This is a genomic window from Atopobium deltae (assembly GCF_001552785.1).
In the GTDB taxonomy this organism is placed as follows: Bacteria; Actinomycetota; Coriobacteriia; order Coriobacteriales; family Atopobiaceae; genus Atopobium; species Atopobium deltae.
On sequence record NZ_KQ959485.1, the window covers coordinates 43,262 to 65,544 of the forward strand.

A 22,283-nucleotide genomic window follows, 5' to 3' on the forward strand; every position below is an offset into this window, starting at 1 on the left:
CGATGGAAAGGCTGAGTTTACTTTCCTTGATGGGGGTGTAATGAAAATAGACGAGTAATTAACGGATATACAATCTATAAAGGCTAGTCAATATAGATTTTTCTTGTATAATTGGCTCAAGAAAAATTAGCATAAAAGGTTGATGGTGCCGCTTGTTTTATACCTGTTTTAAGCCTTTAAATTAATGGAGACTAATATGCAACAAATTCTTAGAAAGAAAATTACACAAATCTTGTTTACTTTTTTTATCGTAGCGAGCATGGTATTACTACAGGCAAATACCGGGGTGGCTAATGCCGTATCTAATAACGCAAATGCGACTGATAATATACCCAACGCTAAAGCTTTTACAGTAACTAAAAAAGTAGCTGGCTCTAGTGAAGAGGTGCTTGCTGGCGAATACGACACATTTATGAAATGCGTTGATAATATGGATATAAACGATGCCACGAGTTTATATACTGTATATGTAAATAAAGATACGGTTATTCCAGCAACCGAAGGTATGCATCTCAGAAGTAATAATAAAATAAGGCTAACTTCAGGTAAAGGTGGACCATACAAGCTTACAAGAAAAGGTCCGAAAGAGCTTATGGGTGTCGGAGAAGGTGCAGAGATTACAGTTGATAATATAACACTTGACGGAGCTCATGAGAGCGAGTGCTTGTCTGCCCTTACTGGAGGCAAGATCACTATTGGCAAAGGAGCGATAATTCAAAATTTCTCTGATGTTGAAAATTTTGATGGTCCAGCACTATATGTTAATGGAGGTACATTAACGATCGAAGATGGGGCTGTGATCAGAAATAATACATCTCGCAATCAAGGTGGTGTCATTCAATCTAGACAAGGCTCTACTCTCAATATCAAAGGTGGTCTTTTTGAAAATAATAGCAGTACCACTTTTGGTGGTGGTGCGATAGCTTCTTTTGGTCAATTAACTATTACTGGTGGCACATTTAAGGGAAACAAAGTTCCTAACAACAAAGTCGGTGGTGCTATCTGGATCGGTAAAACGAATCCTGCTACTATCGAGAATGCTAGATTTGAAGAAAATGAAGCAAGCACGGGCGGAGCGATTTATTCATCACAAGAACTAACAATAAAAAATACTACGTTTAGCAAGAATCAGGCTAAATGGGGCGGAGCGATTTGTAGTGAAAAGAAACTGACGATAAGTAAATCGATATTTGATGCTAATAGTGCCAAATCTGCAGGAGGTGCTTTATATCTTAATAAGAATAATGGTGGAGCGGATATAAGTGAATCGCAATTTACTAACAATGTAGCTACTAGTGGTGGTGGTGCAATTTACACCTATAAAGAAGATAATAACGATCCTACAAAGGACACAGAGGCATATAAGAATATAAGCACAGATGAGAACACTTTGTTCAAAGGAAATCGGGCTATCTCCGGTAAATATACGGCACCAGAAAATTATGCTGACTATACTCAGCTTTTATTTAGTGGCGACTCTGATGCCGCCCAAACCAGTAATCCTCGAAAGAGCTTGCTTAATAACAATGATATAAACTATAAGAACCCTTATTTATACGTTAACTTCGTCGATGGCGATAAGATTCATGCTACAAGGAAAGTAGAAAAAGGCAAGGCTATTGATACGGATGCGTTAGCTGATCAATCCATGCCGGATGAGCCATCTAAAGATGGATATACGTTCAAAGGCTGGAATACGAGTAAAGATGGCGATGGTGAATATTTCACAGGTAATACTATAGTTACAGGGGATAAGACTGTATTTGCTATATATGAAAAGAAATCTGTGCCAACACCTACACCTGATCCTAACCCGAATCCGAATCCTCCGGCACCAAATCCGGATCCAACTCCAAACCCACCTACACCGACACCGGATCCAGAGCCTAATCCACCAACGCCGGAACTCAAGCCGCAACCTAAAAAGCATATTGGCATGATTCCTAAGACTGGTGAATCAGCATCATTTGCAGGATTACTCACAGCTATAGGTTTCTCGATTGCTGGACTTGCAATTCTTCTTAAGAAGAAAATGATGGAAGAAAACAAATAAGTAGGCACTGCTTGTTTTAAGTAACGAGTATTGGTTATTAGAAGATGGCTCTAGCGATATGTTAGAGCCATCTTTTTGTATGTTATCTTTTGAGTGTTATTTGAGATATAAGCTTTCTTATTCTCAATAAGAAATAGTATGACGCTCCAAGTCAAAGTTTCAGGATTCCTATAAATAGTTTCAGAGTGCAAAGTTAAAGTTTCAGAGTATGGAGCAATAGTTTCAGAGTGCAAAGTTAAAGTTTCATTGTATCCAACACGTAATGAAACTAGGGCCTGCCAAAAAACGGAACTAACAGCTACGGGCTGTACGATAAGGGCATCCTCACGCATCACCTTTTGCACGAGTAGCATTTTGCACACGGCGCTCCTTAAAAAAGCTGCGCAAAAGCTCCGCCGCCTCATCCGCCAACACACCCGACGTTACACCAAAGCTGTGGTTAAGGCGCTCGTCGCAGCTCACGTCAAAGAGGGTTCCCAACGCACCTGCTTTTGGATCGGGCGCACCATAGATGCAGGTATCGATACGTGCGTTGATCATAAGTCCCGCGCACATTAGGCATGGCTCGAGCGTCACATACACACGACAGCCCGATAAGCGCCAACGCTGCAGCTCCTTACTTGCAGCCACGAGCGCCGAAAATTCTGCATGCGCAGACGGATCCGCACCCCCTTCGCGCATATTGTGCGCGCGGGCGATAACCTGATCTTGATATACCACCACAGCACCAATGGGCACTTCGCCCTGACGATAAGCCCGTCGGGCTTCCTCAAGTGCCATGCGCATAAACTGTTCGTCTTGCTCGTTGGTGGCGCTTTGTGGTGTAGTGTCGGTTTGTTCCATAATCAACCTTGCATTTTGCATAGTTTGAACTGCGCATGACGCAGCGTGACGACCTTCTCATTCTCGTGTGTAATCATAACAAAAACCTCCCTGTGCTGGCGTAATTGCGTCAAGGGGAGGCTGTTTGTTTTATCACGCAAGATTAAAAATCTTTACTCGCATGTTTTGCACGAATCAAGAACGCGGCGACATAAACAAGTGTCATTCAAGCTAAAAGAACAGCGTAAGGCTGTTATAGCTATATTATATTACTTATAACTTACCAAGGAGCTGCGTGAGAAGGCACAGTGGCCGCATAAAACCCGCATAAACTTTTAGTTTTCTGTTGACCCACTTTGCGCTATTATAGTGTGCGCTATCATAAGCTTTGCTGGAGGGATGGCAGAGCGGTTTAATGCGGCGGTCTTGAAAACCGTTGGGCGTTCAGCGTCCCGAGAGTTCGAATCTCTCTCCCTCCGCCACTTTTCTCTTTTGCCTTTTGACGCTGCCATCATCAGCTTTTCGCCATCGATCTTCTCGCCTTCACGAGCTTATCTTCCACCGAGCTTCTCACCAGCCTTTTATTTTCGAATCTTGGATCTACCCCACAATTATCCCGAACGTTATACTTATACATGGGTATATTAAAGGTGCTTTTCCGTATAAAGCACGCGAAAAAGGAGTTTTTATGCCAGACTTTGTTCCTTATGCTGTCGTACTGGCCGTTGTCGTTCTGGTGATTATTGGCATCGTTCACCTGTATAACAACATGGTGGCGCTGCGCAATCGTTGTGACAACGCATGGCAAACCATCGACACCCAACTGCAGAGGCGTTCGGACCTCATCCCCAACCTGGTAGAGACGGTCAAGGGTTACGCTTCGCACGAGTCAAAAACGCTCGAGGCCGTCATTGCGGCGCGCCAAAACTATGTGAGTGCCTCTACTCCTGAGCAAGTCATGGATGCAACAAACCAGATCACTGGTACCTTGCGCCAGCTTTTTGCGCTTGCGGAATCGTACCCCGATCTTAAGGCCAACACCAATTTTCAGCAGCTGCAAACAGACCTGTCCGATACGGAAGATAAGATCTCGTACGCTCGCCAGAGCTACAACGACTGCGTTTTGAATTACAACAACGCCATTCAAACCTTCCCAGGCAACCTTGTTGCAGGTATTGGTCACTTTACCAAGATGACCGGCTTTACCATCGAGTCTTCCGAGGTTCGTCAAGCGCCGAAAGTTTCGTTCTAAAGTTTCGCACAACTTTGCTCGAGTCCAACACGAGCGAACTTGCTCAAGCGTTAGCACGAGCAGACTTGCACTAACAACGTTCTTGTAAATACACTCACCGAGAAGGTCGTGTGATCTTCTCGGTGATTTTTACTTTTCGTGCTCGAAGCCTAAGGCTATGGATTAGCTAGCTCTACTGCTGGTTGCCCACGTAGGCATCAATCTCGGCAAGGTATACCGCTTTTGCTTCATCCGAGATCCAGCTGGCACGGAAGCTGTTTTTGGCGATCTCCACCATGTCGCTTTGCGAGAAAATCCCCGTCGATGCAAGCGTCTTGTAATTGTCGGTAATGTAACCTCCAAAGTAGGCGGGGTCATCAGAGTTGATGCACACGTACACACCAGCATCAAGCAACTGGCGCACCTCGCGCTCTTTATAGTCATCGTTAATAAAACTGTTAGAGATGGGACAACTCGTAAACCCAACATGACGCTTGGCTGCTAAAGCGAGCAGATCGGCATTCTCGACCACGTTGGTCCCGTGATCGATGCGCTCGATATTCAGCACCTCCAGCAGCTCTTTGATGTGCCCAATAGAATCCAGCTGGTCGATATCAGCATGCGCAGTAGTATGCAGCCCCTTTTGCTGCGCCAATGCATACTGATAGTAAAACTTCAGGGGCGGGTTGTTGTGCTCGTCGGAGTCGAGCCCCACACCGATGACATGCTCTGCGAGAAGCGACGCGAGCTCGTCGGCTGGGTCGAGAAGTGCATCGAGATGCTGCTGAGCACTCGCACGCGAAAAATCGCGCAGGAAGCATTGGATGAGCTTCGCATCAATTCCCAGCGCACGGGCATCTTTGCAGGCACGTGTCAGTCCACGCACGACCGTTTGGTATGACACGCCACGTGAGGTATGCGCTTGAGGATCAAAGAAGATCTCGATATGACGCACGTTATCTTTACGCGCTTTGAGCAAATATTCCCACGCAAGCTGGTAAAAATCATCCTCATCGAGCAGCACATTCATGCCTTCGTAGTAGACATCCAAAAACGAGGGTAGATCATTAAAGTTGTAGGTCGCCTTAATCTCTTCTACCGTATCCTGCTTGAGTTTGATGCCGTGCTTTTGAGCGAGGGCAAGTTTGAGCTCTGGCTCAAGAGTGCCTTCTATATGAACATGCAGTTCAGCTTTGGGAAGCCCCTGTAAAAAGCTTCGGGAAATTGGACTGGTTGTTTGCGTGGCTGTGTCTGACATACGCACTCCTTTGATCGAGTTTTTCTTGATCGAGTCGTAAACCTGTAAAGACACTTAAACTATACCAGTTCTTCAGTTTTGAACGCCGTATATCCCTCGTAATAATAGCTGTGGTCAATGCCGCGCATAAAAAGCTCACGGTTGTACACGTCATCGATCAGCGCTTCTTTGAGGTAAAGCACTGGTGCAAAGCGGAAGTTCCCCTTTGCCAAATTGACATCACGCAGCTGACCAGCAAAATCGTAAATATCCTCAAACAGAGTTTTGTGAATCGCTTCCTTACTCACCGTTTCCTCTTGCCACGTGCAAAGACGCAAATTTTGTTAAAATGAGTGATGTATGCCTCAGGCATGCCTGTTTGCTGCTATTGTACATAAAAACACGATGATCGTTCTACGAGAAAGGGCATCATGAAACCTCGACCTCACAGTCGATAGCCCATCGCGGTGTGTGCTCCTTTGCGAGCTGTACCGCGAGGGCTTATGACCTGCGGTATTGCTTCGCAACATGCAATACCAGCGCTTATGCGCGCATAACGCGTTCGCAAAGGCGAGAAAGGAGCATGTATGATTTATCTGTCCCAGCTATTGGGAAATCCTGTTCTTGATGCCAATGGCCAAAAAATTGGTGTCGTTAATGACCTGGGTATTGCCACGGGCGAAGTCTTTCCCCGCATTACATCGCTGGCTTTCCAGGGTCCTGGAAAAACGCCTTTTATGATTTCGTGGCGTAAATACGTTGATTCTTTTGACGAAGATGAAGTGCACCTCACCGTAGCTGCTGCCGATATTCGTTTTTCATATTTGCAACCCGAAGAAGTTCTTATCGCACGTGATTTGCTGAATAAGCAAATTGTCGATACGCGCGGCATGAAGGTGGTGCGCGTAAATGACCTCAAGCTCTCGGACACCAGCTCCAGCCAGCTGCGCCTTTTGGGTGCCGAAGTTGGCGTGCGTGGCCTTCTGCGCACGCTTTCCCCGCGGCTCGAAAAACTCGTGCTGCGCCTTGCGCACAATCTGGGGCGCGAATTGCCCGAGCGCATTATCGCGTGGAATTACATGGATCTTCTCGACCGAGACCTGTCCAATGTGAAGCTTTCGGTCACGCACAAAACGCTCGACGAGCTCCACCCCGCCGACATCGCCGATATTATCGAACAGCTCGATCCCCGTCTGCGCGGCCAGGTGTTTGCCCAGCTTGACGTAGCACAAGCTGCAGAAGCCATTGCCGAGCTCGACGACGATCAGGCCGCAGAGCTCATGGGCGACATGACCGAACTCGACGCGTCGCGCATGCTGTCCGAGATGGACCCCGACGACGCGGCCGAGCTGGTTTCGGAGCTCGATTACGAGAAGGCCGAGAAGCTCTTGCGTCTGATGGGCGTCAAAGAGCAAAAGGCGGTCCGTCAGCTGCTGGGATATCAGGAGGATACCGCGGGACGTATTATGACCTCGGAGGCGGTGCTGCTCGACGAGGGCTCCACTGTTGTCGATGCCGTTGAAGCGCTGCGCAACCTGGACGAGGACTTCGAGACCGTCCACTATATTTATCTGAAAGACGCGCAGGGTCGCCTGAGCGGCCTTGTTACGTTACGTGCACTTTTGTGCGCTAAGCAAAGCGATGTGCTTCTTAACATTGCCATTGATGACGACCTTATTACCGCGAACCCCGAGGATGACCAAGAAGACGTTGCCGAGAATATCGCGAAGTATAATCTTTTGGCCATGCCCATTGTGGACGATAAGCGCCGTCTGCTTGGTATTGTGACCGTCGACGACGCACTGGACGTTTTGGAAGAGGAACACGCCGAGGACCTGCAAATTGCGGGTGCTTCCACGGGCGACTCCGAAGGGCGCCATCCATTGGAAGGCTTGCTGTGGCTGTTGCGCAATGAGCTGTGGTTCTTTATTTGGATGGGCAGCTTGACGCTGATGATGCTGCTCTTTACCAAGCACAGTTGGCTGGATGTTGTGATGCTCGCAAGCATGCTTCCCGTGGCCATTGTCGCTGGTAATGATGCGGCCAACTACGTCACCAATTCGTTTATTGAGTACGACGCCAATGACGAAAACGCACCGTCGCTGTTTGGCTTTGCGTTTAAGAACATTGGCCTTGGCCTGTTATTTGCTGCACTCGTCGGCCTTATTGCCACGACGCTTGTGCATGTCATCTCGAGCAACAGCGCGCAAAATACCTTGCTTATCGACGGTATTATTTCGGCGGTCACCTCGATTTTGATTTCATTTGCGCTCACCCCCGTTTACCTGGGCGTTTTGCGCAAGCTAGACGAGAATAACCGCAGTATTTCGGGCACGAGCCTCACCTTTATTGCCATGCTTATTGCGAGCCTTACATTTATTGCAACCGCGAGCATTTTGCTTTGTGGGGTAGGTATGTAACATGGCAGCTCGCGAGGTAAAGCAGACACATATGCAAGCGCAGACGCAAGGACCAACGCAGGGACGGACACCTCAGCGTGCCGAGAAGACCAGCGGAGTCACAGCCAAGACCAGCGCCAGCAAGGTCAGCCAGACGGGCATTGCTGCCATCCTTGCTGCCATGGGTCCTGGCATTCTTACCTCGTTTGCGGGCATGGACGCTGGTGGTATCGCAACGTTTTCCACCACGGGAGCGACCTTTGGTTTTAGCATGCTCTGGACTATTCCCGTCATGACGCTGCTACTCATTGTGGTGCAAGAAACTGCAGCTCGCATGGGTTGTGCGACCGGCAAGGGCTTTGCATCCCTTGTCCGAGAGCGCTTTGGCATCCGTGTTTCGGCACTCGCTATGCTTGCCCTTCTCGTCGCAAATCTTGCGGTGACCATTTCGGAGTTTGCGGGCATCGCGTCGAGCATGCTGCTATTTGACATCCCCATTTATGCAAGCGTTCCCGTCGCGGCAATTGGTACCTGGATCCTGACGATGAGCGGCTCGTACAAGCGCATTGAGTCCATTTTGCTTATCATTAGCTCGGTGTTTATAACCTATATCGTGGCGGGGGTTTTGGGCAAACCCGATTGGTCGGCCGCGCTGCGAGCAACGCTCATCCCTCAGATCAACAATTCGCCCGCATACATTTCGCTGCTCGTAGCGAGCGTGGGAACCACTATTTCGCCCTACATGATTTTTATGGTATCGAGCAATGTCGTCGAGAAGAACCTTGATGAACGCGACATTCCTGCACAGCGTGCCGATAATATCTCGGGCGCGGTGGTGGCTGGCATTATTGCTTGGTTTATTATTTTGACAACGGGTGCCGTGCTTTTCCCCGCAGGCATTCAGGTGAATGACGCTTCCGATGCGGCACGCGCTTTGGTGCCCCTTGCGGGAAGTTATGCGTCGATTCTCTTTGCTGCGGGTTTGACGGGCGCCTCATTTTTGGCAGCCTGTGTACTACCTGGTATTACTGCCAGCGCCATATGTGAGGCATTTGGTTGGGAACGCGGCGCTGATCGCAGCTGGCAAGAGGCTCCTATTTACCGCGGTATTATCACCATCATTACCATCGTATCGGCCGTGATCGTGATTATTCCCAACGTTGACCTTTTTGGCATTTTGATGGTAGCACAAATCATCAACGGCATCGCACTGCCCGTACTACTCGTGTGCATGGTGCTTATCGCAAGCGACAAGCACATCATGCGCAACTGGTGCAACAAGCGCATTTGGAATGCGTTGACCTGGTTTATTATTGTGGCTATCACCGTGTTGACCGCGGTGATGTTTGTGCTGCAAGCCCTTGGGGTGTAGCGAGGCACAGCAGAGCGCGATGGTGTGCCCGCGCAAGCAGCACCAGCAGACCAGCTGAACGTGACCGTATTACGCCAGCTCAGTGGGCCACACTGCGCCTTCGGGCATTTTTGCCTTGCCGCTGATAATCTCTTCGGGAACTTTACCGTCGGCCTTCATAAGCTCGGTAATTGTCACAAATTCAAAGCCCTGACCAAGCAGCGTATCCAAGATCTTTGGAAGCGCCTCTAAGTCCTGCTCGCGAGGACCGCCGCCGTCGTGCATCAAGATGACGTACCCAGGTTGAATGCCCTGAATTGAATTTTGGACGATCTTATCGACACCTGGGCGTTTCCAGTCGAGCGAGTCCATGTTCCACAGAATTGAAGCGCTGATGCAGCCCTGCGTTTTGAGCCAGGTGTCCTTTTTAAACGCACCATACGGCGGACGGAGCATCGTGGTATCAATACCGGCTGCCTTTTTAAGAGCTTCCTGCGTATCCTTGAGTTCACCGAGGAGCTTGTCCTGCGGCAACGACGAAAGCACGGGATGCGTGTACGAGTGGCTCATGACCTCATGACCTGCTTCGAGCACCTTCTTGGTAAGGTTCGGCATTTCGTGCACGCAATTACCAATATTGAAGAAGGTTGCTTTTACGTTGCGATCCTTCAAAATTTGCAGATAGCGCTCGGTATACTTACTGGGGCCGTCATCAAAGGTAATGGCAACAAGCTTTTTGCCATCCTTGGGACGCATGTTGCGAATTTTTACGACACAATCCTGGCCTTTTTGCACAACGTTACCTTCGGAGCGCTCGCCCGAAACCTTGCCCGTGCGAACTTCGCGCTGCTCGGGCTTGCCCCACTGCGAAATGTAGCAAATCGATCCCCAGGCGCCGTCCATCTTGAGCTTCGGCGCAACCTCGCTCTTCTCGGCCGTGTACTCCTCCATGACGTCTTTGCCATTGCCAACTACAATGGTCTCGCCACCGTGAATTTTATAGCCCTTGACCTCGTCAAATGAGAGCTCCTTATCGCCAATCTTGACCGAATATGGGTCGCCTTTGCCCTTCTCGATCACCTTGCCGAGCACGTTAATAAAATTGCCCGCGGTAAGTTTGAGCTTTTTTTCTTTGCCGATAATGTCGGTGAGGGCCGTGCCTACGTTAAACGTTCTGCGAGCACCATTGACGATAATTTCGACGGGTCGCAAAAAATTCCAACCCAAAGGAATGGCGACCGCAGCCACAGTAAGGCTTCCCGCAAGTGCAATAACTTGACGACGACTCAAGCCGCGCCTTGCATGCGGCGCTGCATTGAGGGGACGTGCCGAGACGAAGCCTTTATCGGCTGTCACAAAACCCACGTCTTCGCGCTGTGCCTTTGTGTGCGAGCGCTGTGCCTGCAGATACGGGTTGCGCGAGGCTGGATTGGTACTGGGGTTCGCAGAGTGTCCAGCATTGCGCACGGAAGAAACATAGGGCTGTGCTGCGTTGGCGTTGGCAGGACCAGCGGCGTTGGCGCTGGGGTTGGCGGCGCCTTCGAATCTGTTTTCATTGTTGTGCGACGAAGCATCCTTGCGAGGAGTAGCTTTAAAATGATTCGCGCTTCTTGACATGGTTCCTCCGTGTGTGCTGCGATTAATCTTTAATGTGTCCAGAACTTTAGTGCGTCCAGAACTTTATAGTGTCTAGAATTCAATGGTATCTAGGATTTAATTGTACCCAGAATTCAAGCGCTGTATAGCAAAAAACAGTGTCTGCATCATTTACTGTTATTGATAAATTCTTCCTTAAAAGCCGAAAACATGCCTTTAGAGCGCGAGATCTGTCTACCAAAGGCTCGGGCAGCTTGCGTTGTGACCGACGTCTCGTCGGGAGTATCGCTTGTTTCAGGCTTTGCGATAGACGTGGTAGACGTGGTGTCGGATCTCGCGGCTGAAGCGGTCTCGGACTTTGCGGTCTTCTCGTCAGAATGCCCAGCTGACCTTGTGGCCTCTTGCTTTGTAGCTTCAGGAGCCAAAACCTCTACATCGAGGGCCTCTAGCTGCGGCTCTTTGGCATCGAGCTGCGTGGTCTCCACCACGGCGCGCTTCGCTTTTCCCAACGCGCGACCCAACGAATGTGAGCCTTTTTCGACGCCCTTCTCGGCGTGCTTCATAAACGTTTTGCAGGCTTTCGTGGAATGAACCTGCACTTTGCCAACAGCCTCGCCAACTTTACCAGCTACACCACCCGAAAAAGAGTGCGCACCCACCTCGTCCGAAACGATCATCGTTTGCTTTTTGCAGCCATTTACGTGCTGCGGAGCAATCATAACGTTACCGATAAGAGCAGTCGCAGCCTGCGTCGTTGACGCCTCAAAATGCTCCACCTCGCCAGAGTGGGGACTAAACGTAAAATCCACAATGCGCCCAAGATTTTTGTGCGACTGGGTCATAACATCCATGCCAAACCACATGACGCACTGATTCCAATCAAGGCCAAGGCGCTTGATGGCCACATCACCCAGCCCCTCGGCGGGATTATCGCAAAAGAGCACTTCAGCGCCTGTGTTATCGTCGTATCTGGAGTCGTTTGAGACGGCAAAGCTATCGAGCGCCATAAAAAGATCACTGCGCTTAATCATGCAGATAATATCGGGGCGCTTGATCATAAATCCAACAAGCCTTGTCGAATGTGGGGCAAAAACGCCGTGGTGGATTTTTCCGAGATATACAAGCTTGTCCGAATCTACCGCCACCCGTTTATACATTTTTGCGCGGGATAGTTGAGAAAACGAAAGCATGTAGACTCCTTTGGTGTGCTCGCTTGCACGCGGCCTGGTTTATTTACCAAGAAGGCACTACCCGAGCGGCAGTGCCTTGTGTGGTATGCGTATATACGATGAAGGTTTAGTTTGCGTCGACAGCTGGTGCAGATGTGGTAGCGACAGCAGCAGCGTCCGCGGTTGCGCTCTGAACGGTAGCGCCAGCGGGAGCGTCATCGAAGCTCACTTCAACGGGGCAGTTGTCATTTTTTGACGCAAAGTCAGAAACCGTCGTCGATACTTGATTGCTAATATGAGAAAACGCATCCTTTGCCTGCACCGATGCTACAGCAACAGTATCGGACAACGTGCCTCTAAGCTGATCGATGCGCTCGCGAGCAGCATCTACCTTTGCGCGCAGCTCATCGGTGGTGATGTCCATAATGGGGCGAATGCTCGTCATTTTTTCTGTAGCGACTTTGCTGGTCTTATCGTAAGTGTCAACGGCACTGTCCCACATATCATTTGCAACATCGGCAGCCATAGCGCGACTTTCGGCACCAGAACGTGGTGCGATCAAAATGCCTACAACGGTGCCTACGGCGGCACCAACAACAGCTCCTGTGACAAAACCTAATCCACTTTTTTTGCTCATATTGTTTCCTCTCTATAAGGAAAATTGCCTATTTTTACTGCGTTCCATTGTCCTGATTATATACAAAAGTATAGCAATCACCGCAATGGAGGTGCAGTAGTTTACTTACTTGTCTTCAGCAGCTGGCACCTGAGGCTGTGCTGCAAATTGCAAAGCGAGTTGCTCAACGACGGAATCGACTTGCCCATCAGCTGACTCGACAGCTTGCCTTGACATGCTCACGGTTTTCTCGAGATCAGCAGGTTGAGCAGCAGCGTTTTCGGCGGTGGAAACGTCTGCAGTGACTTCACTGGCAGCAGACTCATCCGCGGCGGTGACCGCGTTCTTCTCGTCAGTGCCAGCTTCGCCCTTTTCGGCCACGTCATCTTCGCTGGCATTGTCATCGCCGGGGGCATCAGAGTTCACGGAAGCTTCAGATGCGTTCAACGATTCGATAAGGGCTGCAAGACCGTCAACAATGGCATCTACCTGCGGCTCTTGCAGTTGATCGGAGGCATATGCCCACTGCATAATCCAAGCAGCACTCGACAGCGCACCCACAACCAGCGCATCGTCAGGGCAGTCAAGCTGCACGTCAAAGGTGCGCTCGTCGGCATGCGGCGCTCGCGTGGTACGACCACACGAAATATCCGCACCAAGACCCGTGCGCGCGATGAGTTCCACGGCTATATGCTCAAAAAGGTGCGCGAGCTCCGTTTGCGGCAACACATCGCCAAAATGCTCGGATGCATCACCGAAGCATGCATGATCTGCCAGCTCGGGTATGAGTTGATGCACGCGGTCGGTACCTTGCATATCCTCATTTGTCATCAGGACAAACTCGTCATCGACACGAACACGCGCCGTAAGATAACGAGGGCCAACGCTTACCTTTTGAATTTCAATTACCTGACCCATGTCGTTTGTGACCTCCAAGGTAGTAAAACCATGTCATCGTGCAACTTGTCGTACCACGTATTATACATCAGTGCTTTTCTGGGCATGTGCATCGTAGATGGCGTGGACGTCGTGGGCGTCGTCCTTGGTGGCGACGGCGCCGTTGCCAGCACCCAACCTAGCCCCATCTGTTTGCTCGGGAGCTGGCAACGGCGCCGTCACCCTAATTTTTGCGAGACGACGACCACGCATGGCTTGCACAGTAAACGTCCAACCCTCGCACGAAAAACTATCGCCCGCGCTAGGAACCGAGTCCGCAAGCTCGAGCACAAAACCAGCCAGCGTTTCATACTCGTTTGAATCCTCCATAGGCCAGCCAAGCTCGATGGCATCATCAATGGAATAACGCCCATCTACCAGCCACGTTCGATCGTTGATTTGGGTAATGTAGCGATTGTCGGGATCGAACTCGTCCTCAATCTCGCCCACCACTTCCTCAACGATGTCCTCGATCGTGACCACACCCGCCGTACCACCATATTCATCAACGATAATGGCCATCTGCACGTGACTCGCACGCATTTCGGACAGCAGCGGAATGATGTCTTTGGTATCGGGTACAAACTCGGCCTTGCGCATGTGCGCCGCGATGGCTTCATCGGCGGTTTTGCTGGCAGCGGCATCGGCAGCTTGCTCGCCGGTCTTCTCGGCAGCGCAAGACGCAGACGAAAGTACGACCTCGATCAGGTCTTTGATGTGCGCAATGCCCACAATGTGGTCCACTTCTTCATGATACACAGGCAGACGAGAATACCCCGTGGTACGCATGATATCGAGCGTCTCACGGCAGCTTTGTGTGTCCTCGACCGCGGTCATGTCGACGCGCGGAACCATAACCTCGCGGGCAATGGTATCGCCTAGGCCAATGACGTCGTGGATCATCGACTTTTCTTCATCGGACAACTCTTGGGTGTCCGTCACGAGATATTTAATTTCGTCCTCCGATATGAGCTGGCGATCGGAGGCGTTCTTCAGGTGTAACAGGCGCGCGATTCCCTCGGCGCTTGCCGATGTCAACCACACCAAAGGGCGCGCTAAAGTCGAGAAGTGCAAAAGCGGGCCCGCAACCGCCATGGCAATGCGCTCAGCATCGCTTAAGGCCATGCGCTTAGGCACCAGTTCGCCAATGACGATGGAGATGTACGAGATCACGAGTGTGATAAGAGCAGGCGCGATGGCATGCGCAAACGAAAGCGACATGCCCCAACTTGCAAAGAGTCGCGCTACGGGTGTCGATAAGTTCGTCGCGGCCGTAACCGATGACGCAAAACCAACGAGCGTAATGGCTACCTGGATAGCTGCTAAATAGCCGTCGGGGTTCTCGACAGCATCCACGGCAATAGCACCGCGCACATCACCTTCCGCGCTTGCACGCTCGAGCAGGGCCTTTTTAGCAGTGGAAAGCGCCATTTCGGCCATAGAAAAATAGCCGTTCACGACGATCAAAACAAAGGTGATGAGAAGTGAAATCACTATGTCCATATGAAAGAGATGCATCCTCCAGAAGTTCGTTGGCGCGGATATCTGCGGACGCAGGAAACGCTCACGAGTGACGCGAACGCGCTTGTGCATCCTCCAAAATATATGCCAGCGCATACAACATAGAATGTATATTACCAACTCAAAACACATTTAAGCAGATAATTGCATTTTTACATTACAAGAATGCACCAATCTATGCAGTTGTGGCTGTCACGACACTGCTGCTGCGACAGCCACATATCACAACTTTTAACGAAGCTTCCTTACCAAACGAAGCTTACTTACCAGCGGCGCGGCGATCGGCATACTCTTTTGCCAGGCGCTCCTGCACGTCGTGCGGTACCTGCTCATAGCCCGAAACAGACATGCTAAACTCGCCCGTACCACGCGACAGCGAGCGCAGGCGTGTGGCGTAGTCGGCGATTTCGGCCAGAGGCACAGTGGCATTAATTTGCGTTTGACCACGATCGTTCATGTCCATACCCTCTACGCGACCGCGGCTCGCCGAAATGTCACCCATAATGGAGCCTGCAAAGGCCTCGGGAATTGTGACTTCGACGTGCGCCATGGGCTCCAGCAATACGGGCTCTGCCTGCTCGATGGCCTTAGTAAAGGCAATGCGTGCGGCGGACTTAAACGCCATTTCGTTGGAGTCGACGGGATGATACGAACCCTCGTACACAGCCACCTTGACATCAATCATGGGATAACCTGCAAGAACGCCTTCGCGCATGGTCTCTTGCACGCCCTTATCGATAGCGGGAATAAAGCCGCGCGGAATGTGCCCGCCGACGACCTCGTCAATAAATTCATAGCCCGCATCGGGATTGGGCTCGACGCGCAGCCAGCAGTCACCGTATTGACCAGCGCCGCCCGTTTGCTTTTTGTGGCGGCCTTGCGCCGACGAAATGCGGCGAATGGTCTCGCGATACGGAATGCGAAGCGCCACGGTGTGAGCCGTCAGGCCCGTACGCTGCTCAAGGCGCTCGAGCAACACCGAAACCTGTGCCTCACCAATAGCAAAAATGATGGTTTGGCCTGTTTCTTCGTCATGCTCAACCATCATCGTGGGGTCAGCAAGGCAGCTCTTCTCGAGAAAACCGAAGACTTTATCTTCCGTGCCGCGCTTATCGGGCTCAACTGCAATGCGATACAGCGAGTTCGGGAAGCGGAATGCCGCGACCTCGACCTTACCAGTGACCGAAAGCGTGTCACCCGTCATGCCATCAAGCTTGGGGACAACAACGATATCGCCTGCGGCGGCGCTTGAGATGTCTTGTGTCTCGCGTCCGCACATCACATACAGATGCGTCAGGCGCTCATTTTTGCGTGTGCGCGCGCAGACAAGCTCGTAGCCAGGCTCGATCGTGCCCGCCAGTACCTTGATGAAGGACAAACGTCCCATTTGTGGATCGTTAAGGGATTTAAAGATAAAGACAACGGGACGATCGTCGCCTGGGTCAATGTTGATTTTCTCGCCATTAATCAGGGGAACGTCGCCGTAGTCGGACGGTGCGGGGAAGTACTCGACGATGTCGTCCAAAAGCGAGGTTACGCCCTCTTCGCGCACGCAGGAGCCCGCAAATACGGGAACAAAAATGCGCTTCACGATGGCCTTGTGCAGCAGGCTTTCCAGCTCTTCCTGAGTAAGCGTCTCGCCCTCCAGGTACTTGAGCATGAGTTCATCGTCGGCCTCGGCCACCAAATCGCACAGACTGTCGCGAGCGGCCTGCGCCATACCCGCGTACTCGTCGGGAATGGGCATCTCTTGCGCTTTGCCGTCAACCAGTTTACGAGCAACCATGTGAACGACGTCGATAATACCTTCGAACTGCTCGCCAATTCCCCAGGGAAGCGTAACAGCACCAAGGCGATTGCCAAAGTGCTCTTGTAAATTGAGGAGGACATCCTGATAGTCCGTCTCGGTTTTATCGAAGCGATTGACAAAAATGGCGCGCGACAGCGAGAGGTCCTCGGCCGCATACCACAGGCGCGTGGTAATGCTTTGCGCGCCCTCGGTTGCGTCGACCACAAAAAGCGCCGTTTCGCAGACGCTCATTGCGGCGTGAGCATCGCCGATAAAATCGGGATAGCAGGGGGCATCTAAGACATTAATACGAATGTTTTTCCATGTAATTGGTGCAATAGCTGTCGAAATCGAAAACGAACGACGCTCCTCTTGCTCATCGTAATCAAGCGTGGGCTTCGTCCCTGCGTGACCACCAAGACGAGATGTCTTACCCGAAAGGTGCAACATTGCCTCGGCAAGTAGGGTCTTACCCACGCCGCCTTGGCCTACCAAAACAACGTTTTTCACTTGTTCTGCCATAATAGCCTCCTCGCACAAGTATGTTCGAGCCCGTAGGCCCCAACACAGCCAGGAGGTGGACCCGCTTGACTGTGTAGCGAGCCTCTTTGCTTAACTTTATCAACAAAACCCCGTCGCGCCACTGATTTATCGGGGGACGGAGCCTAATAAGGCTGTAATGGTAGTTTTTGGGTACGCGCGACGGTTCGCGCGGGTGCGTGAGGGCACGGGGCGGTTGTGCGGGGCGAGAAGATCGCGCGGCGGACGCAGACCCAACCAGCACGCAGGTGCGCGGGATGCGCCTACATCAATGCTTCGAGCCACTCAACGCGCGCAATATTATTACGAATACGATCGGAGCTTGCCTTCCACGCCTGCACTTCTCGCTCATCAAATTCGGGAACAAAGGCCTGCTCGACGCCCTTCTCGCCCAGCACGCAGGGCAGCGACGAGAAGAAGCCATTGTAGCCGTAGACATTATGCAGCAGGGTCGAAACGGGTGTGATGAGCTTGGTGTCGTGAACAATCGCGCGGATGATTTCGACCGTGCCATTTGCAATGGAGTACTCGGTGCACTGCTTACCAGCAGCTGTAACGTAGCCACCCTTGCGCGCCTGATCCTCCAGCTCGAGCTTGTCAAACGTGATGTTGGCCTGGCGCTCGACCTCATCGGGCGTCAAGCAGCCAAAACTCACGTGAGACCAGCAGGCAAACTCGCCAACGCCGTGCTCGCCGAGCATCCACGCATTAATGCTGTGCTGCGCGTAGCCCGTCGCGCGCGAAAGCGCATGCTTCAAGCGGGCCGAATCCAGCGTCGTGCCCGATCCAATGACGCGCGTCGGGTCACAACCCGCAAGTTTCCAGATTTCGGTGGCTACCACGTCGTTGGGGTTGGCGACCGAGACCCAAATCCCGTCAAATCCCGCCTGCGTAATACGCTCCACAAAGGTTTTTGCCTCGTCGGTCGTGCAAAATAGCTCGCCGTCTCGGTTGACCATCGCCTCTTTGACGTGCCCCGCGGCGTTGACAATGATGTCGCAGGACGCAAGCTCCTCGTAGCGGTCGTCTACCGAGAAGACCTTCGCGGCATGCGGATAAAACGACATCGTGTCAATCAGGTCATTGGCCTGTGCGCGACACAGACCCACGTTGGCGTCACACAGATAAAGTTCGTCGACCACCGCGTGGGTTAAGAGCGCGTCGGCAACATGGGCTCCGACGTGGCTGATGCCAATAATTCCAATTTTTACAAGCTTTGACATGGGCTTCTCCTTTATCTTGTGTCTCGTGTGTTTCTCGTGTTGACATCGTTACTATTATTACTGGTATGCATTACTGGTATGCAAAGAGTTTTGACAGGCCTGGCCACTTTGCCAACGCTGCCAAAATCATTGCTATTATTATGCTTGAGATTTTTGCAAATGCGCCTTATTTTTATACAGAGGAAACATGGGCCACAAACCAGCAGAAAAATCAGCGCGCAAGCTACCCGCAAAATCAGCGCGCAAACCAGCAGAAAAATCAGCGCGCAAACTGGCGAGAAACCCGACGCGCAAGTCAACGCAAAAGCCAGCGGAAAAAAACACGCCGATCAAGCACCACAGCGAGGGCCCCGGCCCCAAACGCACGCGGTGCAGCTATTGCGGCTGCGAGTGGCTCAATATCCCCTATACCGAGCAGCTCACCAAAAAAAACGAGCAGATGCGTGAGCTTTTTACTAAATTTATAACGCCTAATGAGACGGGACATGCCGCGCGCCTCTACCCCATCATCGGTATGCAAACAAATACGCAGGCCACGCAGCAGATACAACCTGCGCATTTTAGGCATAAAGCAGCCACACCTTTTGCGCCACGCGCAAAACAGGAGCGCACTAGCCACGCCCAGCAAAACGAAATTCTCTGCGGCTTTTTTGCACCTGGAACGCACCGCATCATTCGCTGTACCGAATGCCCGTCTGAGCTTCCCGAAATGCGCGACATTTTTAATTTTATTGCCAAAACCGCTGGTCTTCTCGGCATCAGTGCCTACGACGAAGACACACAAACGGGTTTGTTGCGCCATGCTATTGTGCGTTTTAGCAAGTATCGAGACGAAGCGATGCTGGTGCTCGTGACGCACAGCGCGTTTATTCCGCAGCGCAAACGGCTCGTGAAAAAGATTTTGGAGCGCTTCGCGTGCATCACGACTATCGTGCAAAATGTCAATCCGCGAAACACGAACGCCATGCTTGGAAGCTACTCGAAGGTGCTGTGCGGTTCGGGAGCTATTCGCGACGAGCTGTTGGGTTGCCAATTCGAGATAGGGCCTACGAGCTTTTATCAGACAAACCCCGAGCAAACCGAGGTGCTTTACCAAGTCGCTCTTGATGGTATTCGCGAGGTTTGTGCAAAGCAGCTGCGATCGAGCGAGCCGCTTCGCATTTTGGATGCCTACTGCGGTTGCGGCACGATCGGCATTTGTGCAGCGGCTGCTTTTTCGAATGCGTATGTGACGGGCGTCGATCAGACCGAGAATGCCATCGAATCTGCACGCAAAAACAAGCGCCTGAATCATCTTAAAAATCGCTGCGGGTTTATCTGCCAAGACGCCACCGAGTTTATGCAGAATCTCGTGTACGCCGATGGTGCTATGCAACGTAATGCATCGTCAGAAACTGCGTTGTCTGGGAATGAGCCTGAAGGCCGTTTTCACGCTGGTCGTTTCCATGCAGGCCGCTTCCACGCCGTTATTATAGATCCCCCGCGCGCGGGCTCAACACCTGCATTTATCGAAGGCGTGTGCGCTCTTAATCCGCAGTGCATCGTCTATATTTCGTGCAATCCAAACACGCAGGTACGTGATCTTTTACTGTTTGCCGAGAAGGGCTACACGCCGCAGCGGATTCAACCTGTTGACATGTTTCCCCACACAAGCCACGTTGAGACTGTCGTATTGATGTCACGTGTGGATTAGGTGGGTGCATTTTTGCCCTTGTGTAGCAGGGGTTTGCGAGGGCTATCGTTAAAAGGTTTAGTGAGTGGCGGCTTTAAGCTGGGTTCTCGCGGTTTTTGAGCGCAGTTTGGCTGTTTGAGGGAAGATATCAACGCTCTAGGGTCGAGTGCACAGGATGTTAACGTTAAAAGGTGCACCCACTTTGCACCCACCTGGTGAAGTGGGAAAATACAGCTCGAAAGGTAAAACAAAAGGTAGGCTTTGCAGGTCAGGCAGACTTTGACAAGTTGTAAAAAATGCTCTCGAATGAGGGGGCATTATTCTTGGTGGTTTTCTATCCACTGATAAAGATCGCTTTCATTGGCTTGATTAGATGCGACTTTGAGGATGATATCGATCAAATCTTCATCATTGTAAGAAAGCATGATGCCATTTAGAGCTAGAAAGATCAGCATGGCGTGAGTGCCAATACGCTTATTGCCATCAATAAAAGGGTGGTTTTTGATCAAACCAAAGGCTAGCCGCGTGGCTTTATCCAGTAGTGAAGGAAAAAGTTCACTTTTATCAAAAGTCTGTAGTGGAGTTTTTAGCGCAGAGTTGAGCATTCCCTCATCACGAATACCTAACGAGCCACCACTTGTTTCAATCAGAGCTTGATGAAGTCTGACTACTTGATCTTCGGTTAGATACTTCATTTAGCCAATTCCTCATAGACTTTTGTATTCTTTTTGATGAACATATCCGATAAAGCCATGACCTCATCATCAGCTGGAGCAGAAACCTCATCGGCTTTAGGAAACTCTAAAATCACATAGCGCGGAGAGTTGTTTTTTAGTATTACAGCCGAGCCGTATTTATCGACAAGACGAGCAACCTTTGAGAAGTTTTGATTGGCTTCAGAAATTGAAATCAGCGTATCTGTATTTACATTCATAACGATAGCCTCCTTTTAAGGAGATTGTACCCTATATTTTAGGATGAATCAATCCTAAGTATTTCAAATCTACGTCATAACTATTAACTCAGAAAAGATGTGACAGGTGTCAATCGGAACTCATGGTTTGCCGATTGAGGCTGTATAAATACAACAGTCTTAGGTTGAGCATAAAGGCAACATTGATATTATTCTTACTAAAAGTGTGAGCCGTTTTGGTCGTGATACGAAAGAAGGACTAGAGACTATTAGAAAGATTCGATCATGTGGTACAAGAATTATCTTTGAGACCGATAAAATTGATACAGAGACGGTTGATGACGAGCTTTCGCTTAGTGTGATTCAGGCTTGTAGTCAAGCAGAGAATGATTGGCGTAGCGAGAATATACGCTTTGGCTTAAAACACAGAGCAGAAGATGGCACATCGGGTCTTTATAATAGAGTTTGTTATGATTATAAGAAAGATAAGCATGGCATGCTGATTATTGATGAAGACCAAGCGCAAGTGGTAAGAGATATTTTTGGCTGGTATTTAAAAGGATTAAGTATTGGGGGTATTATTAAAAGGTTAAAAAGTAGAAGTGGTAAGTCTCCCAAGGGGAAAGACATTTGGAATAAACGGGCTGTTGAAAGCACTTTGACTAGGCGTAAATATACAGGCGATGTAGCGATTGCTGTTCCGGGAAATGCGAGTTGTCAGTATTTGAATACCTATCATCATGCAGGCATCATTTCTAAAGAAACGTTTGAAGCAGTTGAGATAGAGATGGCAGCTCGCAGTAATGTAGAGGTTTTAGAAGACGAAACGGTCAAACGCAAGTCGAAGAAATATAGCTCAAAAAGATGAAATTATAGGAGAAAATATATGAGAGATAAATTTTCTAAGTCAAATATTAACACTGTTTCAGGTAATATTTTTAATGGGCCCACTAATATTGTTTCAGGAAACAATACAGATTTTAATGGGAATTCATTGGGAAAGGCTGCTACATATACGCCTGAACCTGTTTGGAGAAGCCCTATAACAATGGCAATTCTATCATGGATGGGAATCTTCATTTCCCTGATAGGAATTTTCCCGTTTTATAAACTATTTGAACCTTTAATTAATTTATTTACCAATAAAAGTATTCAAATAAATGCAAACAATAATATTATATATTGGGAAGTAGAAAAATGAGTGTCGCACCAAAC

19 protein-coding genes and 1 tRNA gene are annotated in these 22,283 nt (G+C 50.2%); 8 read left to right on the forward strand and 12 right to left on the reverse strand.

Annotation, left to right across the window (positions count from 1 at the left end; translation table 11 throughout):
• Positions 1 to 196: 196 nt before the first annotated feature.
• Positions 197 to 2,053, forward strand: coding sequence for an InlB B-repeat-containing protein (locus HMPREF3192_RS01215; RefSeq protein ID WP_066304655.1), 1,857 nt, complete (start codon positions 197 to 199; stop codon positions 2,051 to 2,053).
• Between the two features lie 324 nt (positions 2,054 to 2,377).
• On the opposite strand, the gene tadA is transcribed toward HMPREF3192_RS01215, so the two are convergent.
• Positions 2,378 to 2,896 carry a tRNA adenosine(34) deaminase TadA gene (tadA, locus tag HMPREF3192_RS01225; protein ID WP_066304659.1) on the reverse strand — a complete coding sequence of 173 codons (519 nt, stop codon included), beginning with the start codon at positions 2,894 to 2,896 and terminating at the stop codon, positions 2,378 to 2,380.
• Between the two features lie 372 nt (positions 2,897 to 3,268).
• Between tadA and HMPREF3192_RS01230 the strand changes: the two genes are divergently transcribed.
• Both HMPREF3192_RS01230 and HMPREF3192_RS01235 read left to right on the forward strand, forming a co-directional pair.
• A tRNA-Ser gene (locus HMPREF3192_RS01230) sits at positions 3,269 to 3,357 on the forward strand.
• A 206-nt stretch (positions 3,358 to 3,563) separates the two neighbouring features.
• Complete coding sequence (locus tag HMPREF3192_RS01235) at positions 3,564 to 4,127, forward strand: LemA family protein (protein ID WP_066304660.1); 564 nt, start codon at positions 3,564 to 3,566, stop codon at positions 4,125 to 4,127.
• A 172-nt stretch (positions 4,128 to 4,299) separates the two neighbouring features.
• Here the strand turns inward: HMPREF3192_RS01235 and add are convergent, their stop codons facing one another.
• Together add and HMPREF3192_RS07170 are read right to left on the reverse strand one after the other, a co-directional pair.
• Positions 4,300 to 5,364 (reverse strand): adenosine deaminase, encoded by a 1,065-nt coding sequence (add, locus tag HMPREF3192_RS01240; RefSeq protein WP_066304661.1) that lies wholly within the window; start codon positions 5,362 to 5,364, stop codon positions 4,300 to 4,302.
• A gap of 59 nt (positions 5,365 to 5,423) precedes the next feature.
• Complete coding sequence (locus tag HMPREF3192_RS07170) at positions 5,424 to 5,651, reverse strand: hypothetical protein (protein ID WP_066304663.1); 228 nt, start codon at positions 5,649 to 5,651, stop codon at positions 5,424 to 5,426.
• 279 nt (positions 5,652 to 5,930) lie between these two features.
• Here HMPREF3192_RS07170 and HMPREF3192_RS01250 point away from each other — a divergent pair, with 279 nt between their 5' ends.
• Entirely contained in the window at positions 5,931 to 7,763 is a 1,833-nt protein-coding gene (locus HMPREF3192_RS01250) for a magnesium transporter MgtE N-terminal domain-containing protein (protein ID WP_066304664.1), read from the forward strand.
• Between the two features lies 1 nt (position 7,764).
• A complete protein-coding gene (locus HMPREF3192_RS01255) occupies positions 7,765 to 9,114 on the forward strand; it encodes an Nramp family divalent metal transporter (RefSeq protein WP_066304665.1) in 1,350 nt (449 codons plus the stop codon).
• Between the two features lie 69 nt (positions 9,115 to 9,183).
• Here the strand turns inward: HMPREF3192_RS01255 and HMPREF3192_RS01260 are convergent, their stop codons facing one another.
• The 7 genes from HMPREF3192_RS01260 to HMPREF3192_RS01290 form a co-directional block, all read right to left on the reverse strand.
• Positions 9,184 to 10,710, reverse strand: coding sequence for a polysaccharide deacetylase family protein (locus HMPREF3192_RS01260; protein ID WP_066304667.1), 1,527 nt, complete (start codon positions 10,708 to 10,710; stop codon positions 9,184 to 9,186).
• Positions 10,711 to 10,856: 146 nt separating this feature from the next.
• Positions 10,857 to 11,879 (reverse strand): hypothetical protein, encoded by a 1,023-nt coding sequence (locus HMPREF3192_RS01265; protein WP_066304668.1) that lies wholly within the window; start codon positions 11,877 to 11,879, stop codon positions 10,857 to 10,859.
• A 106-nt stretch (positions 11,880 to 11,985) separates the two neighbouring features.
• Positions 11,986 to 12,495, reverse strand: a complete 510-nt coding sequence (locus HMPREF3192_RS01270; protein ID WP_082715530.1) for a YtxH domain-containing protein — start codon at positions 12,493 to 12,495, stop codon at positions 11,986 to 11,988.
• Positions 12,496 to 12,600: 105 nt separating this feature from the next.
• On the reverse strand, positions 12,601 to 13,392 hold the full coding sequence (locus HMPREF3192_RS01275; protein ID WP_066304669.1) for a cyanophycin synthetase family protein: 792 nt from the start codon (positions 13,390 to 13,392) through the stop codon (positions 12,601 to 12,603).
• A gap of 60 nt (positions 13,393 to 13,452) precedes the next feature.
• Positions 13,453 to 14,913, reverse strand: coding sequence for a hemolysin family protein (locus tag HMPREF3192_RS01280; protein WP_082715531.1), 1,461 nt, complete (start codon positions 14,911 to 14,913; stop codon positions 13,453 to 13,455).
• 277 nt (positions 14,914 to 15,190) lie between these two features.
• The gene (gene fusA, locus HMPREF3192_RS01285) at positions 15,191 to 17,242 is read right to left on the reverse strand and encodes an elongation factor G (protein WP_066304670.1); all 2,052 of its coding nucleotides are present in this window, start codon (positions 17,240 to 17,242) and stop codon (positions 15,191 to 15,193) included.
• A gap of 281 nt (positions 17,243 to 17,523) precedes the next feature.
• Positions 17,524 to 18,483, reverse strand: a complete 960-nt coding sequence (locus HMPREF3192_RS01290) for a lactate/malate family dehydrogenase (RefSeq protein WP_066304671.1) — start codon at positions 18,481 to 18,483, stop codon at positions 17,524 to 17,526.
• Positions 18,484 to 18,670: 187 nt separating this feature from the next.
• On the opposite strand from HMPREF3192_RS01290, the gene HMPREF3192_RS01295 reads away from it, so the two are divergent.
• Positions 18,671 to 20,176, forward strand: coding sequence for a class I SAM-dependent RNA methyltransferase (locus HMPREF3192_RS01295; protein WP_066304672.1), 1,506 nt, complete (start codon positions 18,671 to 18,673; stop codon positions 20,174 to 20,176).
• A gap of 296 nt (positions 20,177 to 20,472) precedes the next feature.
• On the opposite strand, the gene HMPREF3192_RS01300 is transcribed toward HMPREF3192_RS01295, so the two are convergent.
• Both HMPREF3192_RS01300 and HMPREF3192_RS01305 read right to left on the reverse strand, forming a co-directional pair.
• On the reverse strand, positions 20,473 to 20,850 hold the full coding sequence (locus HMPREF3192_RS01300) for a type II toxin-antitoxin system death-on-curing family toxin (RefSeq protein WP_066304673.1): 378 nt from the start codon (positions 20,848 to 20,850) through the stop codon (positions 20,473 to 20,475).
• Positions 20,847 to 21,089, reverse strand: coding sequence for a prevent-host-death protein (locus HMPREF3192_RS01305; RefSeq protein WP_004106718.1), 243 nt, complete (start codon positions 21,087 to 21,089; stop codon positions 20,847 to 20,849). Before HMPREF3192_RS01305 ends, HMPREF3192_RS01300 begins: the two co-directional genes overlap by 4 nt.
• Before the next feature lie 181 nt (positions 21,090 to 21,270).
• On the opposite strand from HMPREF3192_RS01305, the gene HMPREF3192_RS01310 reads away from it, so the two are divergent.
• A complete protein-coding gene (locus tag HMPREF3192_RS01310; protein ID WP_269447674.1) occupies positions 21,271 to 21,936 on the forward strand; it encodes a recombinase family protein in 666 nt (221 codons plus the stop codon).
• 18 nt (positions 21,937 to 21,954) lie between these two features.
• Entirely contained in the window at positions 21,955 to 22,269 is a 315-nt protein-coding gene (locus HMPREF3192_RS01315) for a hypothetical protein (protein WP_197414528.1), read from the forward strand.
• Positions 22,270 to 22,283 lie beyond the last annotated feature (14 nt).